The organism is Crenothrix polyspora, from assembly GCF_900163755.1.
In the GTDB taxonomy this organism is placed as follows: Bacteria; Pseudomonadota; Gammaproteobacteria; order Methylococcales; family Methylomonadaceae; genus Crenothrix; species Crenothrix polyspora.
This window is the reverse complement of sequence record NZ_FUKI01000167.1, coordinates 1-17,808: the sequence shown is the minus strand read 5'-3', so window position 1 is coordinate 17,808 and position 17,808 is coordinate 1. Positions and strand designations below refer to the sequence as shown.

The window sequence follows — 17,808 nt, the reverse complement described above, 5'->3', positions numbered from 1 at the left end:
AATTTTTATTAGTTATAAACTTATAAATTTATTATAATTCAATAAAACTTAGGCCGATCACGTCGTTACCTGGCTTGATTTAACTATCCACCTGCAAAAAGCAGATCAACAATCACTGAACAGCTATTCTTATGCCTAAAATTACCGACACCTACGCCAACGCTTACGCTTGCTGTCAACAAATACTGATTGAAACGGGAAAGTTCCCAACAATTGATGCCATAAGAACCCGCATCGGCGTGAACAGCCCCAATACAATCAACAATGCAATTAAAGCCTGGACGCAAGACTTTGCTGAAAAACAATTGGATAAACAATCTCGCCCAGATATTCCGCTAACCTTGCTAGACAGTATTGAGCAGATTTGGAAATTAGCCTCAATTGAAGCGGCAAAAAATTACGCCGAAAAAGCAAACGCTTTAAAAATCGCCTTGGCTGAAATGCAAAGCACACTAGATCAACGTCTCACTGCGTTAAACCAAGCCACACAACAACTTGAAACACTTAAGCTACAGAATGAACAGGCATTAAATAAAATTACGACCCTGTCAACAACCAATGATCAACTGACTCAAGAAGCAAAAACCAACGTCGAACAAATCACGGCACTAAAAAATCAATTAATCAGCAAAGATGCGCAATTAATAGAGCAAGAAACCAAATGGCAAGAACGCCAAGAGCAAGACCAGCAATGGTTTGCACGGCGATTACAAGAAGAGAAAAGCTTTATTGAGCAAAACTGGCGCGAAAAAAATCAGCGCCAACACGAAGCCATACAATCACTGACACTTTCTGAAGAATCCTTACGGCAAACCTGCGTATCACTTAGCAGCGATCATAAAAAAGTAACCGAAGAATTAAAAACACTGCAAAAAACGGTAGACAAAAAACGCAGAGGCATTATAAAAAACAAGCGCTTCCCGAAAACGTCCTAAGCAGAATTACTCCTAGAGATGGATGGTGCGTATCTGATACCAGGCTTGAGCTGTGAAATTCATAATCAATAACTGATTGTATATTTGGCGTATATCACGAACAGTGTGTACCATTAACACACTTGCGTTATTATCAGAACCTTAAAAACCACAACACCCTATCATGGAATTTAAATTAAAAAATACCGACGGCCATGCACGTCGCGGCCAGCTTACTTTTGCCCGTGGCATCGTAGAAACCCCCATTTTTATGCCGGTTGGCACTTATGGCACGGTTAAGGCCCTTGCGCCGGAAGAACTACATGACCTAGGCGCACAAATTATTTTAGGCAACACCTTTCATCTTATGTTGCGCCCAGGTTCCGCTGTGATAAAAGCCCACGGTGATTTGCACGATTTTATGCGCTGGGATAAACCAATTTTAACTGACTCCGGTGGTTTTCAGGTATTTAGCCTCGGAAAAATGCGCAAAATCACCGAAGAAGGCGTTATTTTTAGATCGCCAATTAATGGCAGTAAGATTTTTATGGGGCCTGAAGAATCCATGCAAGTCCAGCGCGATTTGGGTTCGGATATTGTAATGATTTTTGATGAATGCACACCCTACCCTGCCACCGTACACGAAGCCGCCGACTCCATGCGCTTGTCATTACGCTGGGCAGAGCGCAGCAAAACCGCGCATGGTGACAATCCTTCGGCATTGTTTGGTATCGTGCAAGGCGGCATGTACGAGCATTTGCGCAAAGAATCAATAGCAGGCTTAATTGATATAGGTTTTGATGGCTATGCCATTGGTGGCTTATCGGTAGGCGAACCCAAAGAAGAAATGATGGCAACACTGGACGTGATACATCGCAAAATGCCAATTGATAAACCCCGTTATCTCATGGGAGTTGGCACACCAGAAGACTTGGTAGAAGGCGTTCGGCGCGGCATTGATATGTTCGATTGTGTGATGCCAACCCGTAATGCACGCAATGGTCATTTATTTACTCACTTTGGCGTGGTCAAGATCAGAAACAGCCAATATGAAGCCGACACCAGACCCTTAGATGAAAGCTGTGGTTGCTATACTTGCCGGAATTACTCGCGTGCTTATTTGCGCCATTTGGATAAGTGCAAAGAAATGTTAGGCTCACGACTTAATACCATCCACAACCTTTATTATTATTTAGAGTTGATGCAAGGCTTGCGCGATGCGATTGAGACACAAACGCTGGCACTATTTGTAAAGCACTTTTATGATCAACGAGGAAAAGCTGTACCAGATGTGGCATAATAATCGGTTTGTACTTTCATTATAATAATAATTGAGGATAACCATGAGTTTCTTTATTTCTGATGCTTTAGCCGCCGGTGCCACTGCGACACAACCTGGCATGGAAGGCATGATATTTCCACTGGGTATATTGGCTTTCTTTTATTTGTTGTTTTTACGTCCGCAATCCAAACGCGCCAAAGAAAAGAAACAAATGCTTTCTGTAATGACCAAAGGCACGGAAGTAGTCACAACCGGCGGTATTTTAGGAAAAGTAGCTGACCTAGATGATAACTTTGTCAAATTAGAAATTGCTGATAACATTTTTATTCAGGTACAGCGGCACAATATTGAAACCATGATGCCCAAAGGAACTTATAAAGCGGTCAATAAAAAAGGTAGTGTGGAGCTTACTAAGCGATAACACTCAGTGTCGCTTCTTGTTGCGTTTAGGTGTCACCTGACACCGATGAGCGCAGTTTAATTGTCGGAACCCAAAAAATGCAAAACCATTTCCCACTTTGGAAAAATATATTAATCTTGGCTATTTTTTTTATTAGCCTTGTGTATGCGTTACCCAATTTGTACAGCGAAGATCCTTCAGTACAAATATCATCTAACCTGACCACGGTGACTCTCAAAGACCAGTCGGCACGTATAGAAGCCGCTATCAAGGCCGCCGCGTTGCCCACTAAAGCCTTTGAAACCAAAGACAAACAGATTTTAGCGCGTTTTAACAATACCGATGATCAGTTAAAAGCCGCTGATATATTGAGAGATCAATTGGGTAATGATTACACCGTGGCATTAAATCTGGCTCCTACCACACCCACTTGGTTACGTGCTTTAGGCGCAGACGCCATGTACCTGGGGTTAGACTTGCGTGGTGGTGTGCATTTTCTGCTGGAAGTGGATATGGATGCCGCTGTTAAACAAGCGGAAGAACGCTATACCGATGATGTTCGCACCGCGTTAAGAACGGCAAAGATTCGTTACTTGGCAGTGGTTAAAGACCCTGATTTCATCAAAATTAAATTAAAAGCCATTGAAGATAAACCCGCTTTATTGGCATTATTAAGTAAAGAATTACGTACACTCAATGTCACAGAACCTGCGGCACAAGATCAAGTGTGGTTAAAAATTTCTGAGCTGGAAGTACGCGACATCAAAAAATCTGCTGTTGCACAGAATATGACTACCTTACGTAACCGGGTTAACCAACTGGGTGTAGCCGAACCTGTAATTCAGCAACAAGGTGAAAACCGTATTGTAGTGCAATTGCCTGGTGTACAAGATACTACCCGTGCCAAAGAAATTTTAGGTACGACAGCCACCTTGGAATACCGCTTGGTTGATACCGAACACGATGCCCAACAAGCCTTGCAAGGCCATGTACCGGTTAACAGCAAATTGTATTACGAAAAAAATGGCGCACCCATCTTGTTAAATCGGCGCATTATTGTCACCGGCGACCAAATTGTGGATTCCTCCTCTGGCGCTGATGAAGATGGCAGGCCGTCGGTGAACATCACTTTAAACGGTGTTGGTGCAACCAAAATGGGTAAATTAACCCAGGCCAATGTCGGCAAACCGATGGCAGTGGTGTTTATTGAGTACAAAGTCGATACCAAAATAGTGAATGGTGAAAAAGTACGCCACAAAGAAAAAGTTGAGAAAGTTATCAGTGTGGCCACTATTAACGGCGTATTCAGTAAGCGCTTTCAAACCACTGGCTTAGACAGCCCACAAGAAGCTCGCAATTTGTCGCTCATGTTACGTGCGGGCGCTTTAGCAGCTCCTATTGATATAGTTGAAGAACGTACCGTAGGGCCAAGTTTGGGGCAAGATAATATCAACAAAGGCTTCTTGTCGTTTATTATCGGTTTTGTGGCCGTTGTGTTATTTATGGTGGTTTTTTACCGCATGTTTGGCCTGATTGCCAATCTGGCACTGGCGTTTAACGTGGTTATCGTGGTATCCATTTTATCCATGCTACAGGCAACACTGACGTTACCGGGTATTGCCGGTATCATTTTGACTGTAGGTATGTCGGTTGACGCTAACGTATTGATTTTTGAAAGAATAAAAGAAGAAATACGCAATGGAAGTTCGCCGCAGACCAGTATTTTTGCCGGTTATGAAAAAGCTTTCGCCACCATTCTTGACTCCCACGTCACTAACCTGGTAGTTGCCATCGTGTTATTTGCTTTTGGTACTGGCTCAGTCAAAGGCTTTGCCGTCACGCTCATCATTGGTATTTTGTCCTCCATGTTTACAGCTATCACGGGAACACGGATGGTTATTAACTGGATATATGGACATCGTAAGGTTGAAAAACTGTCCATTTAGTGAGCTGCCTTTGGCTATCCTTAAACAACCCAATGATAAAAAATTATGTCTAGAAAAAAAATCAATTTTATAGGTAACCGAAACATAGCCCTGATATTTTCAGGGCTGTTAATGATTATCGCCATTGCGTCTCTCGCAATACGTGGTTTAGAGATGGGTATCGACTTTACCGGTGGCACACTGATTGAAGTGGGCTATCAAAAAGCGGCTGACGTGACGGCCTTACGCAAGACCTTGGGTGAAATAGGTTTTGCCGATGCCACGGTGCAAAACTTTGGTACAGCGAAAGATGTGCTAATCCGCTTAAAACCACGCGAAGGCGTGAACAGCAATGACTTAAGCAGCCAAGTCTTAGAAGCCATCAACAAGACAACGGCAGAACCTGCCAGCGTGCGCCGTGTAGAATTCGTAGGCCCACAGGTGGGAGATGATCTCGCCGAAGACGGTTTTCTGGCGCTATTGTATTCAACCCTGGGTATCCTGATTTATATTGCCTGGCGCTTTGAGTGGAAATTTTCATTAGGTGCGGTTATTGCGACCTTCCACGACGTGATTGTCACCCTGGGTGTGTTTTCAATCTTCCAGCTGGAATTTGATTTAACCGTGTTGGCAGCGATTCTGGCTCTGATCGGTTACTCATTGAACGACACCATCGTGGTGTATGACCGCATACGGGAAAATTTCAGGGATATGCGCGACACCCCAACCGAAGACATTATGAACATCGCGGTCAATGATACCTTAAGCCGTACCATCATGACTTCAGCGACCGTGTTTTTAGTTTTATTGGCGCTGTTTATTTGGGGTGGCGCAGTCATTCATAATTTTTCTATCGGCTTGTTATTTGGTGTAGTTTTTGGCACTTACTCTTCGATTTTTATTGCCAGTCCGATGGCATTAATATTGGGCATTTGCCCTGAAGACTTGATGGTACCTATTAAAGAAGGTTCTGAAATGGATCAGATGCCTTAACCGCGCAGCCACTAATCGGGTATAATTACCCACTTAACCTAACTAAACTGGAGTTTTAAAACACATGGCGATAGAACGCACTTTCTCAATCATTAAACCCGACGCAGTAGCTAAAAACGTGATCGGTGATATTTACAGTCGCTTTGAAAAAAACGGTTTAAGTATTGTTGCAGCAAAAATGCTGCACCTGACCCAAGCACAAGCCGAAGGTTTTTACGCGGAACACAGTGAACGTGGCTTTTTTAAAGATTTAGTGGCTTTCATGGTATCAGGCCCTGTGATCATGCAAGTGTTAGAAGGCGAAAACGCCGTGTTAAAACACCGCGAAATTATGGGTGCAACTAACCCTAAAGAAGCCGCCGCCGGTACAATTCGCGCAGATTTTGCCAGCAGCATTGATGAGAATGCCGTACACGGCTCCGATGCGCTGGAAACCGCCCAACGCGAAATTGCTTACTTTTTCTCAAACGACGAACTCTGTGCTAGAACCCGCTAAAACCAAAACCATCAATCTGCTCGATTTCGACAGAAAAGGCCTTGCGGCTTTTTTTGTCGCATTAGGTGAAAAGCCGTTTCGCGCTACGCAATTACTGAAATGGATTTATCAGGAAGAAGTGGAAGACTTCGATTTGATGACCAATTTCAGTAAAGCTTTGCGGGCGTATTTAACCGAACATTGCACAATTTTGACACCTGAAATAGTTGTCGAGCAAGTCGCCAGTGATGGTACGTGTAAATGGGTGGTGCAAACCCATTGTGGTAATCGCATTGAAACTGTGTTTATCCCTGAAGAAAATCGTGGCACTTTGTGCGTGTCTTCACAGATTGGTTGCGCGTTAGCCTGTACATTTTGTTCTACCGCCCAACAGGGCTTTAACCGTAATCTTGCCACCTCGGAGATTATTGGCCAGTTAGTGGTAGCGCAAAAGCGTTTGGGCGCTGATAAAAAAATCACCAATGTGGTCATGATGGGCATGGGCGAACCGCTGCTTAACTTTGATAACGTGGTCGCCGCGATGAATTTAATGATGGATGATTTTGCCTTTGGTTTGTCCAAACGCCGCGTTACCATCAGTACCTCAGGCGTTGTACCAGCCATGTATCGTTTAACCGAGGTCTGTGATGTTAGTCTGGCGGTGTCTTTGCATGCTTACCATGATGAATTGCGTGATATTTTGGTGCCGATCAATAAAAAATACCCGTTAAAAGAATTGATGGAAGCATGCCGCGATAACGCCAAAATTGCACCACGGCGCACGGTAACTTTTGAATATGTCATGCTAAAAGACATTAATGATTCAATTAAAGATGCACAAGGCTTAGTCAAGCTCCTTAAAAACGTGCCTGCTAAACTTAATTTAATTCCGTTTAATCCGTTTCCCAATTCTAACTACGTGTGTTCAAACAAAGACACAATGCTGCGTTTTAAAACATTTTTGAATGATGCCGGTATTATTACCACAATCAGGAAAACACGCGGCGAAGATATAGATGCGGCTTGTGGGCAATTAGTTGGGCAAGTGGCCGATAAAAGTCGCCGCCATCTTAAGCTACAACAAATGGCAGACACACATGCCATTTAAACGTTTTGCAATACAACTTAGCGCGTGTTCGTTGTTGTTAACCTTGTCTGGGTGTGCGTTATTTTCAGGACAAAGCGCCGCTGAATCAGCCGACGTGTATGTACAACTCGGTATGCGCTATCTGAGTATGAATAAACTTGATGTTGCCAGAGATAATTTGCACAAAGCGCTGGAAAAAGATGGCGATAATCCTCAAGCCAATAATGGCTTGGCGATTTTATACGAAAAAATGAAAAAACCAGCGCAAGCACTCGCCTATTACGAAACAGCGCTAAAATTAGATGCCGATGACTTAGGCATACAAAATAATTTTGGCCGTTTTTTATGTGATCAAAAACAGTTTGAAAGAGGCATGAAATTATTAACACAAGCTACTACATCGCCGCTTAATAATAGACCCTGGCTGGCATTAACCAATGCAGGCATGTGCCAAATAAACATGGGACAACAGCAAAAAGCTGAGCCATATTTTCAGCAAGCGTTAATAGCCAATAATAGCTACGCCCCTGCCTTGGCAGAAATGCAAAAACTCAGCTACCAGCATAACGACTTTAATGCCGCTAACGATTATTTGCAGCGCTATTTGGCACAGTCATCATCGCATACAGCAGAAACCTTATGGGTAGCAATCCATACCGAACGCGCTTTGGGCAATACTGCCCTAGCGACCGAATACCAACATTTATTACTTAAAAAATTTCCGCTGTCAGACGAAGCTAATAAGATTAAATCTGTCTTGTGGTAACCGCTAGCAACCCATATGGCCAATAATATACAAGCAGTTAGGGGAATGCACGACGTATTACCCGATCAAACCCCACTCTGGCAAGCCACTGAACAGACACTTCGAGAAGTGCTAGGCGCTTACGGTTATAGCGAAATACGGCTGCCTATTGTCGAAAAAACCGAACTGTTCAAGCGCTCTATCGGTGAAGTGACTGATATCGTCGAAAAGGAAATGTACACCTTTGACGACCGTAATGGCGACTCGTTGACTTTGCGCCCCGAAGGTACAGCAGGGTGTTTAAGAGCCTGTTTGGAACACGGTCTGTTACATAATCAAACCCACCGCTTGTGGTATTACGGCCCAATGTATCGCCATGAGCGCCCGCAAAAAGGCCGTTATCGCCAGTTCATTCAACTGGGCGTAGAAGCCTACGGCATGGCAGGGCCTGATATTGATGCCGAGCTGATTTTGATCATGGACAGATTATGGAAACGCTTAGGCATTCGCAATAAAGTCAGCTTGCAATTAAATTCATTAGGTACAATTGACGAGCGCTTAGTGTACCGTCAAAGCTTGGTCGACTATTTTGAGCAGCATCTGGAACAATTGGATGAAGACAGCTTGCGACGCTTAAAAACCAATCCGTTACGCATCTTGGACACTAAAAATCCAGCGATGCACGCATTGGTAGCCAATGCACCAGAATTAATGGCGTTTTTAGGCGCAGACAGCCTTGGGCATTTTGATGCGATAACCGCAACATTAAACGATCTAGGCATAGATTACACCATTAACACCCGCTTGGTGCGTGGCCTTGATTATTACAGCAAAACCGTATTTGAATGGGTGACGACAGAATTAGGTTCACAAGGTACAGTGTGTGCCGGTGGCCGTTACGATACCTTGATTGAACAATTGGGCGGTAAAACCGGTTATGGCATTGGCTTTGCAATGGGCATGGAACGTTTATTGGCTTTGCTAGAAACAGTGGCCGATACGCGCACTGTCAATAATATAGATGTTTATATGGTACGCACCGGTGCGGTTGCAGAGCAAGAAGGCTTACGCTTTGCCGAAACACTCAGAAACCAGATGCCACAGTTAAAATTGCAAGTCAATTGCGGCGGTGGTAGTTTTAAAAGCCAATTTAAAAAAGCCGATAAAAGTGGCGCTAGCTATGCAATCATTTTGGGCGATGACGAAGTGAGCCGTGGTGAAGTGGGTATTAAGTCTTTACGCGATGACCAGCCGCAGCAGAACTTGTCCCAAGCAGCGGCCATTGAATTCTTGCAAGATAAACTGTCAGGCAGCGCTATCTAACAGCGTTCCTATCCATTAGTAAGACACCGAGAAAACACCGTGGAAATATACGATACAGAAGAAGCACAGGTTGAAGCCCTTAAACGCTGGTGGAAAGAAAACGGCCAATCTGTTGTAATTGGTTTAGGCTTGGGCATTGCTTTGATTTTAGGTTGGAATTATTGGCAAGATCACAAAAAACAAAAAATTAATCAAGCGTCTGCGTTGTTCGAACAATTGCAAAAAGATGCCGAAGCCAATAAAAAAGATTCAGTAGACAAACTGGCAACCCAAATTAAAACCCAATTTGGTAGCACAGAATATGTCGGTTTTAGTGGCTTAATACAAGCCAAACTAAAAGCCCAAGCGGGCGATTTAGCCGGTGCTAAAACCATTTTACAAGGCATTGCTAGCAATCCTAATAAAGAATTGGCCAATATTGCCAAACTCAGATTAGTGCGCTTAATGTTAGCCACCAAAGAATACGAACAAGGCTTGCAATTAATCAACAGTATCGATCCTCAAGCAGCCTCCAGTTTTTCGGGTAATTACGATGAATTAACTGGCGATTTATACGTCGCGCTGGGTCGTGTCGACGAAGCACGTACCGCCTATGAAAGTGCTTTACGCAATGGTCATCAATCACCGTTATTGCAGTACAAGATTGATGATTTGGCGAGCGCCGAAAGCCCTACAGCACCTAAAAAATAATGCGCCGTCTTAGCTTTATACTGATCTGTTTGCATTTAACTGCCTGCGCTAGCGATAGTGAAACCCCTGTCAAAGATTTTTTTGGCGGTATCGGCGATTACTTTCATGGTGGTGCGGATAACTCTGAACCGCCGACTCAACTGACCGACTATACCGAAGAAGTCAAAATTGACACCTTATGGGACGAAAGCATTGGTGTTGGCGCAGATAACCAATCGTTAAAACTGGTACCTGCGATTGGCTTTGGCAAAATTTTGGCCGCTGATAAAAACGGTTTGGTACAAGCCCGCGATTTGGCAACCGGCAAACTGATTTGGGAAGCCGAAGCACAAGATAGCAACGAAAAAGACGTGCATTTTTCCGGTGGCCCCGGCATAGGTGCGGGCACCGCTATTTTAGGTTCCAGTGATGCTGAAGTTATCGCCTTAAATATTGAAACCGGCGCAACACTGTGGAAATCCACCGTGACCAGCGAGGTGTTATCCGTCCCCGTGATTGCGAATGGCATTGTCGTGGTCAGAACCATTGACGGTGCCATTGTGGCCTTTGACGAAAAAACCGGCAAAAAACGCTGGCATTACGAACAGAACATCCCTGCCCTCAGCGTGCGCGGCGTGAGTGCGCCGATTATTGTTGAGAATAAAGTTATTTGTGGTTACGACAGTGGTAAATTAATCGCCTTACGTTTGGAAGATGGCAAATACGTTTGGGAAACCAGTGTCGCCATGCCCAGCGGTCGTTCCGAAGTGGAAAGATTGGTTGATTTAGATGTTGATCCGGTGGAAGAAGGCGGGATCGTTTATGTCGCCAGCTACCAAGGCGGCATCAGCGCAATCAGCCAAGCCAATGGTGAGGTGACCTGGCGCAATCCAGAAATATCCTCGCATACCGGCCTTAGCAAAGATTCTCAATACCTGTATTTATCAGATTCCGAAGGCGATTTATTGCAGATTGATCAGCAATCGGGGCGCTCGTTATGGAAACAAAAAGAATTGCATCAACGACAACTCACCGCACCTGCCGTGTACGGCAGTTATGTGGTAGTCGGTGATTATGACGGCTATGTTCATTGGCTTAGCAACAGTGATGGCAGACAACTAGGTCGCAGCCATATTACTAGCGCAGCCATTGATAGCAAACCCCTCGTCGTAGACAATGTTGTTTATGTCTACGCAAAAGACGGCACTCTTGCCGCATTAAAAGCAAATCTACCTTAAAAACTTATGTTACCTGTAATCGCCCTTGTGGGCAGACCCAATGTGGGTAAATCAACATTATTCAACTACTTAACCCGTACCCGTGAAGCCCTGGTGGCTGATTTTCCAGGCCTCACCCGTGACCGCCAATACGGGCGTATCAAACACGGCAATCGCCCGTGTCTGGTGGTGGATACTGGCGGTATTGCCGACGATGCCCAAGGCATAGAAAGCATCGCCAGAGAACAAGTACAAATTGCCCTTGAAGAAGCTGATGTCATTGTGTTTATGGTCGATGCCCGTGAAGGCTTAAGCGCCTCAGATCGCGCCATCGCCGCTATGGTCAGGAAACTGGCCAAACCGGTTATCCTGGTCACTAATAAAGTCGATGGTATTGATGCCAGTATTGCCGCATTTGATTTTTATGCCTTGTCACTAGGCGAACCCGTATTAGTTGCCGCTTCGCACGGTCGCGGTGTGCCTGAATTACTGGAACGGGTTAACGCCCTGCTACCGCCAGAAATTCCTATTGTTGAACATGACAGTAAAAAAGACATTGCCATCGCCGTAGTCGGGCGGCCTAACGTGGGTAAATCTACCTTAATCAATCGCTTATTGGGTGAAGATAGGGTTATTGTCTATGATGAACCAGGCACTACCCGCGACAGTATTTACATCCCGTTTGAGCGCAACGGCAAAACCTACACGTTGATCGATACCGCCGGTATGCGCCGACGTGCTAAAGTCTCTGAAGTGATTGAGAAATTCAGTGTGATCAAATCATTGCAAGCCATTGAAAAAGCCAATGTGGTAATTTATTTGGTGGATGCCAACGAAGGCATTACCGATCAAGACGCACATTTGTTGGGCTTGGTGCTGGAAGCTGGCCGTGCCCTGATTATCGGCCTGAATAAATGGGATGGCTTAACGCAATCACAAAAAGACACGGTTAAGCGCCATATTGAAATTAAACTGGCGTTTTTAGAATTTGCCGAAAAACACCCGATTTCAGCCTTGCATGGCAGTGGCGTGGGGAAATTATTTGAAGTCGTCCACACACTGTATGAGTCGGCAATGGTGGATATGTCCACACCCGTGTTGACACGCATCCTCAAAGAAGCCACCACGGAACACCAACCGCCGATGGTACACATGCGCCGTATCAAGCTTAAATATGCGCACCAAGGTGGCAGAAACCCACCAGTGGTAATTGTGCATGGTACGCAAACCGATGCCTTGCCACAATCTTACAAACGCTATTTAACCAATTATTTCCGTACTAAATTACATTTATCTGGCACGCCAATACGGGTGGAATTTAAATCCACCGCCAATCCGTTTGATGGCCAAAAAGAGAAAATGACCGATTGGGAAACCAAAAGAAAAGTGATTATTGCTCGCCGTATTAAAAACAAAGAATAACTCCGTACCTAATTAACAACAGGAACTCTCATGGCAAACATTACATTTCAAGGCAATCCACTGCATACTTCTGGCGAATTACCGACAGTAGGCAGCAAAGCGCCTGATTTCAAGCTGGTCAACAGCAAGCTTGAAGACATTACCCTGGCAAGTTATCCAGGCAAAAAGAAAGTCCTGAATATTGTACCGAGTTTAGATACACCGACTTGTGCCGCATCGACACGTAAATTTAATGAGAAAGCCGCTAGTTTGGATAATACCGTGGTATTGATTGTTTCTGCCGACCTGCCCTTTGCCCAATGCCGTTTTTGTGAAGTCGAAGGTTTAACCGATGTTACCGCCTTATCAACTTTCCGTTCGACTTTTGCCAATGATTACGGCGTAACGCTGACCGATACGATTCTGGCCGGTCTTACCGCGCGGGCTATCGTCATTATTGACGAGAACGATACCGTAATTTACACGCAATTGGTTGCTGAACTGGCTGATGAACCTGATTATGAAAGTGCATTGGCTGCGCTTTAAATTGAATGAATGACTGGTTACCAATGCCCTATTTGCACAACTGCCCTGGTGTTACAGCCTACAGGTAAATACTATAGCTGCCAGCAGCAACACCATTTTGATATTGCCAAAGAAGGCTACCTCAATCTACTGCCCGTACAACATAAAGCTTCTTTAGAGCCTGGCGATAACAAGCAGATGATGCTTGCTCGGCGTGAATTTTTAGAAGCGGGCCATTATGCCAAAATGGCGCAAGCCGTGGCAAAGACCATTACGTCTAATTTACCGAATACTCACACGCTACATTGTTTAGATTTGGGTTGCGGCGAAGGCTATTACAGTCGCACGATTGCTGGGTTAATTGGCGAACAAATTCCGCTTGTATTGCATGGTGTCGATATTGCTAAATTTGCCATTGCCGCTGCTGCCAAAAAACAAACTACTGCCCGTTTTGTGGTAGCCAGTGCTAATCGATTGCCGTATAGCGACCAGTATTTTGATCTGGTATTACGGGTATTTGCACCGTCAAATGCACAAGAACTCAATCGCATATTAAAACCGTTGGGGTATCTATTAACCGTTACTCCAGGGCCTCGGCATTTATGGCAATTAAAAGAATTTATTTATGCCGATGTACGGGAGCACGCCCTTGAACCTGTGCTTGCTGAAGGTTTTGTTCACTTAAGCACTGAACGCCTCCAGTATCACATTAATCCTAATCCTGCACAAAGGCGGGCATTGTTACAGATGACTCCCTTTGCATGGCGAGCCAATCTAAACGCTCAGCAAGCCCTGCAAGCACCAGAAGAACTCGCTATTGAAGTTGATTTTTGTATATCACTGTCGCAAAAAATGTAGGTTGGGTTGAACGCTTTTCTCAGCCCAACATTTCCAAGGCATTTTAAATGTTGCGCCATAAAATAGCAGACAGCACAACTGCCTTATTCAGCCAATAACTTATCAATAGCGGCCTGCAACTGTAGCTTGGTAATTTCGCCAGAATGCTGAAAAACCACATTATTGTCTTTATCGACAATAATGGTATAAGGGATTGCACTGGCAAAATTACCTAAATTAAAAGCCAATTCAATACCGCCCTGCCCCGCCACCAACATAGGATAATTAACCGGCAGCTTGCTAAGAAACGCTGCAACCGGTTCTGCATCATCAATTGCAATCCCTAAGACTTGCACGTTTTTAGCGGCATAAGTCTTTTGTGCTTCAACAAAAATAGGCAATTCTTCACGACACGGTGGACACCAAGTCGCCCAGAAATTAATCACTCGTAACTTATCTTTCCATTCAGAAATAGCGTGTTGTTTGCCGGTATTATCTGGCAAACTGAATTCTGCTACTGGAATATATTTAGATTTATGTAACACCGACATGGCTTTTTGTACGCCAAAACCTGCCGCCAACATAAACAAGCCAATAGCAATAATAAGTAAAGTTTTTTTCATGAGCTAACACGTTGTAAAGTTTTAAGAAAAAGTTCGGCTTTCTGATAGCCAATGACTCGCAGGGCAGTTTGTTCGTGTTGATCCATACCAAAGAACAGTACGCCCGGTGGGCCAACCAGATTAAATTTGGCTAATAAAGCTTTATCATCGTCGGTATTTTGCGTTACATCCGCCTGTAACAACACGAAATCTTTCAGTGCGCTTTTAACGCGCAGATCGGTAAAGGTGTCCGCTTCCATTTCTTTGCAAGAAATACACCAGTCAGCATAAAAATCCAACATGACTTTTTGATGATTAGCGCTGGCCAGTTGCAAACGTTGCTCTAATGCAGCAACAGACGTTACTTTATCAAAAACAATGCCTTGTTGTTTGTCGTGCGCGCCGTTTAAGCCCACACCTTGCAAAGGCTTTAAGGGATTACTATTACCCAGAGCAAATCCAAGCAACAGTAACACACCGTAAACCAGCATGATCAAGCCTACGCCTTTCCAAAGCTTGCGCCAACCTGAGCAAATTTCCGGTAACGAATCGGTTGCACTCAGATAAACTGACGGCACAATAAGTAATGCCGCCCACAGTAACATAGGTATTTCCGGCGGTAAGATACGGGTTAACATCCAGACCGCAACACCCAGCATAATCACACCAAACACCGCTTTGGTGGTGTGAAGCCAATCACCGGCTTTAGGCAAAAGTTTGCCCGCAGAGGCTCCCAGAATTAACAAGGGAATCCCCATGCCTAAACCCATCACAAATAATGCGCCCCCCCCCAAGATAACATTGCCGGTTTGGCCTATATAAATCAATGCACCTGCCAAAGGTGCTGCCACGCAAGGCCCTACAATCAGCGATGAAAAAGCCCCCATAATAGCCGCGCCCCATAGCGAACCATCGCGGTGTTTTTCACTGGTATTGTGCAGCTTGGCTTGCAGGGATTTAGGCACTTCTAAATGGAAAAAATCGAACATAGACAACGATAAGACCACAAATATCGCGCTAAAAGTAAGGATAATCCACGGTTGTTGAAACGTACTTTGTAAATTACTACCAAACACAGCGGCTAAAATACCAAACACCGTGTAAGTCGCCGCTGAAGCCAGTACATAACACAGTGACATTAAAAAGCCGCGTGACGCAGGAATATCCTTGCCCCGACCAACAATTAATCCTGATAGAATCGGAATCATTGGAAAAATACACGGCGTAAGCGATAACAAAAAGCCAAAGCCAAAAAAGCTCAGCAACGTTGCCCACAAGCTGTCTTGGTGTAGCGATTGTACTATTTTGTCTTGCTCAGACAACTCAGGTGTAACTGCAAATTTTTCAGGGCTGGCATCGGCTTGCATTTGCTCAGCGACTGGCACGGTTAACTCAATTTTCTTAATCATGGGTGGATAGCACACGCCACGATCAGCACAGCCTTGGTATTTGGCCTGTAACGTCAGTGTGTGTGCAGATTTACGGGTACGCACCAAGGGTACATCAAACGCCAAGCTGTTATAAAAAATTTCTACATTACCGAAGGCTTCATCATGCTTGCTCTTACCATGCGGCATGGTATACGTTCCCAAACTGGTATGCGGATTGGCTTCCACTGTTAACTGTATTTTTTCTCGATACAGGTAATAGCCTTTGGCCAGTTGCCAGCTAACATGCACGGTGCGCGTATCTTTAACACGCGCTGAAAATTGAAATGCCTGATCTGGGGGTAATAACGCATCTTGACTGCTGCCAGATTGTAAACCAGGAATGCCTTTAAGTAACTGGCTAAGTGGATTGGCTTGCGTAGCGACCGCAGTGCTTTCTAGCGCCCATGTTGGGTAATTAACCAGTGCTAAGACACAGAAAAAAATTATTTTGCAGGGGTGCATGTGTTAATCCAGTGTAAATAATCAGGTAAACCTTGCTGTATGGCGACGGCAATAATTTCAGGTAGCGCGTAAGGATGGTGCTTACGCAATGCTGTTTCAATGGCAGGGTAATTATCTTGGTGTGCTTTAATTAGCAGCAAACATTCCTCGGCGCTTTCAATCTGCCCTTGCCAACTGTAAATGGAGATAAGATTAGCGACAATGTTAACACAGGCGGCCAATTGATTGCTGACCAGTAAGCGTGCAAGCGCTTCTGCTGTGTTACGATCAGGACAGGTGCAAAAAATAATAAGACTTGATTGTGGCATTGTTCAGGCCAGTAAAAAGTTAAACCGTAAATATTATCCTAGAAATTAAATGTAATTACCCTTATATTTACAGCATTTTTACTAAATGTTAGGTGCATCATCATGAAAACAGGTCAGATTATTTTTCTTATTGTGTTGATTATACCGTTTGCAGAAATTTATTTTTTATTGCAAGTGGGCGGGGTGATCGGCGCATTTCCTACTATTTTTTTAGTGGTTTTTACTGCTGCTTTGGGTTCGTGGCTGTTAAAACAACAAGGCTTTGCAACCTTGCAACGCTTTCAGGCCAGCTTGGCACAAGGCACGTTACCAGCGTATGAACTGATAGAAGGTGTGTTGATTTTATTGGGTGGCGCGTTATTGTTAACCCCCGGTTTTATTACTGATATAGTCGGGTTTGTGTGTTTAATTCCGCAGCTACGTGGCCAGTTAGTCAAGTATGTCATTGAGCATAAATTGATTCAGACAATACACCCCTTTCAGCAGAGCAAACCAGCTGAAAAGGATGCATTAGAAGGTGAATTTCGTAAAGAAGATTAAAGCTTACCGCATGTAGAAAGGTGGCTATTAGCTGCCAACGACATCGTTAGTATTTTTGTTGAGCCCTGAATAAACCGGACACCATCCAGAATAACCGGTTGCAACTAAGCCTAAGCCAACTAACAGCAAGGCAATTTCAGCGGTAAATACGGAAATCAATAGTAACGCTGCGCCGCCATAAAGACGGTATTTTTTTTCTTTTTCGCCAACATTATTTTCAAACTTCATCATGCGTTTAAAGTCAAAACTCATCTTATATTCCTCTTAAGGTTGTTATTATTAGGTAATACACATTAACTCAGTCTTTGCTGACAGAGCCGTCAACAATATACACACACGGCTAAAAGTGCAAGTATTAAAGACGCATAAGCTGTTTTTATAAAGCGTATTATTGCCCTACCGTCCTGTCACAAACACGCAGTGCAAGCTGCGTTTACAGCGTGTATAAAAACACACGGCATCTTTATTTACCGCGTTTTCACAGTTCAATAGTTACAGCGTAACCGTTCGCACTGGGCTTGTCGAAGTGTGCCGTTCATGCTTCGACAAGCTCAGCACGAACGGTGTCTGTAACTGTCCTAAGGAACGTGCATGAAATAACTTGAACAACTTAAACGCCACCACCGTTCGTGCTGAGCCTGTCGAAGCATGAACTTGCTCAAGTTATTTCGTG

19 protein-coding genes are annotated in these 17,808 nt (G+C 44.3%); 15 read left to right on the top strand and 4 right to left on the bottom strand.

Annotated features, from left to right (window positions below):
• Positions 1-131 precede the first annotated feature (131 nt).
• The 14 genes from CRENPOLYSF2_RS17075 (at position 132) to rlmA (ending at position 13,814) form a co-directional block, all read left to right on the top strand.
• Positions 132-935: a DNA-binding protein gene (locus tag CRENPOLYSF2_RS17075; protein ID WP_087145160.1), complete on the top strand. Its 804-nt coding sequence runs from the start codon at positions 132-134 to the stop codon at positions 933-935.
• Between the two features lie 163 nt (positions 936-1,098).
• The gene (gene tgt / locus CRENPOLYSF2_RS17070; protein ID WP_087145159.1) at positions 1,099-2,214 is read left to right on the top strand and encodes a tRNA guanosine(34) transglycosylase Tgt; all 1,116 of its coding nucleotides are present in this window, start codon (positions 1,099-1,101) and stop codon (positions 2,212-2,214) included.
• Positions 2,215-2,257: 43 nt separating this feature from the next.
• Positions 2,258-2,617, top strand: coding sequence for a preprotein translocase subunit YajC (gene yajC / locus CRENPOLYSF2_RS17065; protein WP_087145158.1), 360 nt, complete (start codon positions 2,258-2,260; stop codon positions 2,615-2,617).
• A gap of 77 nt (positions 2,618-2,694) precedes the next feature.
• Positions 2,695-4,542 carry a protein translocase subunit SecD gene (secD, locus tag CRENPOLYSF2_RS17060; protein WP_087145161.1) on the top strand — a complete coding sequence of 616 codons (1,848 nt, stop codon included), beginning with the start codon at positions 2,695-2,697 and terminating at the stop codon, positions 4,540-4,542.
• 45 nt (positions 4,543-4,587) lie between these two features.
• Positions 4,588-5,514: a protein translocase subunit SecF gene (gene secF, locus CRENPOLYSF2_RS17055; protein WP_087145157.1), complete on the top strand. Its 927-nt coding sequence runs from the start codon at positions 4,588-4,590 to the stop codon at positions 5,512-5,514.
• 64 nt (positions 5,515-5,578) lie between these two features.
• Positions 5,579-6,010, top strand: a complete 432-nt coding sequence (gene ndk / locus CRENPOLYSF2_RS17050) for a nucleoside-diphosphate kinase (protein ID WP_087145156.1) — start codon at positions 5,579-5,581, stop codon at positions 6,008-6,010.
• The gene (rlmN, locus tag CRENPOLYSF2_RS17045; RefSeq protein WP_087145155.1) at positions 5,937-7,097 is read left to right on the top strand and encodes a dual-specificity RNA methyltransferase RlmN; all 1,161 of its coding nucleotides are present in this window, start codon (positions 5,937-5,939) and stop codon (positions 7,095-7,097) included. Before ndk ends, rlmN begins: the two co-directional genes overlap by 74 nt.
• Positions 7,087-7,842 carry a type IV pilus biogenesis/stability protein PilW gene (gene pilW, locus CRENPOLYSF2_RS17040; protein ID WP_087145154.1) on the top strand — a complete coding sequence of 252 codons (756 nt, stop codon included), beginning with the start codon at positions 7,087-7,089 and terminating at the stop codon, positions 7,840-7,842. Before rlmN ends, pilW begins: the two co-directional genes overlap by 11 nt.
• Before the next feature lie 15 nt (positions 7,843-7,857).
• Positions 7,858-9,144, top strand: coding sequence for a histidine--tRNA ligase (gene hisS, locus CRENPOLYSF2_RS17035; RefSeq protein ID WP_087145153.1), 1,287 nt, complete (start codon positions 7,858-7,860; stop codon positions 9,142-9,144).
• Positions 9,145-9,183: 39 nt separating this feature from the next.
• Positions 9,184-9,834, top strand: a complete 651-nt coding sequence (locus tag CRENPOLYSF2_RS17030) for a YfgM family protein (RefSeq protein ID WP_087145152.1) — start codon at positions 9,184-9,186, stop codon at positions 9,832-9,834.
• The gene (bamB, locus tag CRENPOLYSF2_RS17025) at positions 9,834-11,051 is read left to right on the top strand and encodes an outer membrane protein assembly factor BamB (RefSeq protein WP_087145151.1); all 1,218 of its coding nucleotides are present in this window, start codon (positions 9,834-9,836) and stop codon (positions 11,049-11,051) included. Before CRENPOLYSF2_RS17030 ends, bamB begins: the two co-directional genes overlap by 1 nt.
• 6 nt (positions 11,052-11,057) lie before the next feature.
• Positions 11,058-12,452 carry a ribosome biogenesis GTPase Der gene (der, locus tag CRENPOLYSF2_RS17020; protein WP_087145150.1) on the top strand — a complete coding sequence of 465 codons (1,395 nt, stop codon included), beginning with the start codon at positions 11,058-11,060 and terminating at the stop codon, positions 12,450-12,452.
• Between the two features lie 30 nt (positions 12,453-12,482).
• The gene (gene tpx, locus CRENPOLYSF2_RS17015; RefSeq protein ID WP_087145149.1) at positions 12,483-12,977 is read left to right on the top strand and encodes a thiol peroxidase; all 495 of its coding nucleotides are present in this window, start codon (positions 12,483-12,485) and stop codon (positions 12,975-12,977) included.
• Between the two features lie 9 nt (positions 12,978-12,986).
• On the top strand, positions 12,987-13,814 hold the full coding sequence (gene rlmA / locus CRENPOLYSF2_RS17010; protein WP_087145148.1) for a 23S rRNA (guanine(745)-N(1))-methyltransferase: 828 nt from the start codon (positions 12,987-12,989) through the stop codon (positions 13,812-13,814).
• Between the two features lie 83 nt (positions 13,815-13,897).
• On the opposite strand, the gene CRENPOLYSF2_RS17005 is transcribed toward rlmA, so the two are convergent.
• From CRENPOLYSF2_RS17005 to cutA, 3 genes are read right to left on the bottom strand one after another with little or no spacing between them, the layout of a single operon-like run.
• Positions 13,898-14,416 (bottom strand): TlpA family protein disulfide reductase, encoded by a 519-nt coding sequence (locus CRENPOLYSF2_RS17005; protein ID WP_087145147.1) that lies wholly within the window; start codon positions 14,414-14,416, stop codon positions 13,898-13,900.
• Positions 14,413-16,287, bottom strand: coding sequence for a protein-disulfide reductase DsbD (gene dsbD, locus CRENPOLYSF2_RS17000; protein WP_087145146.1), 1,875 nt, complete (start codon positions 16,285-16,287; stop codon positions 14,413-14,415). Before dsbD ends, CRENPOLYSF2_RS17005 begins: the two co-directional genes overlap by 4 nt.
• Positions 16,269-16,595, bottom strand: coding sequence for a divalent-cation tolerance protein CutA (gene cutA / locus CRENPOLYSF2_RS16995; protein WP_087145145.1), 327 nt, complete (start codon positions 16,593-16,595; stop codon positions 16,269-16,271). Before cutA ends, dsbD begins: the two co-directional genes overlap by 19 nt.
• A 102-nt stretch (positions 16,596-16,697) precedes the next feature.
• Between cutA and CRENPOLYSF2_RS16990 the strand changes: the two genes are divergently transcribed.
• Positions 16,698-17,135, top strand: coding sequence for an FxsA family protein (locus CRENPOLYSF2_RS16990; RefSeq protein ID WP_087145144.1), 438 nt, complete (start codon positions 16,698-16,700; stop codon positions 17,133-17,135).
• A 27-nt stretch (positions 17,136-17,162) separates the two neighbouring features.
• Here CRENPOLYSF2_RS16990 and CRENPOLYSF2_RS16985 read toward each other — a convergent pair whose 3' ends face one another.
• Positions 17,163-17,387: a YgaP family membrane protein gene (locus CRENPOLYSF2_RS16985; RefSeq protein WP_087145143.1), complete on the bottom strand. Its 225-nt coding sequence runs from the start codon at positions 17,385-17,387 to the stop codon at positions 17,163-17,165.
• Positions 17,388-17,808 lie beyond the last annotated feature (421 nt).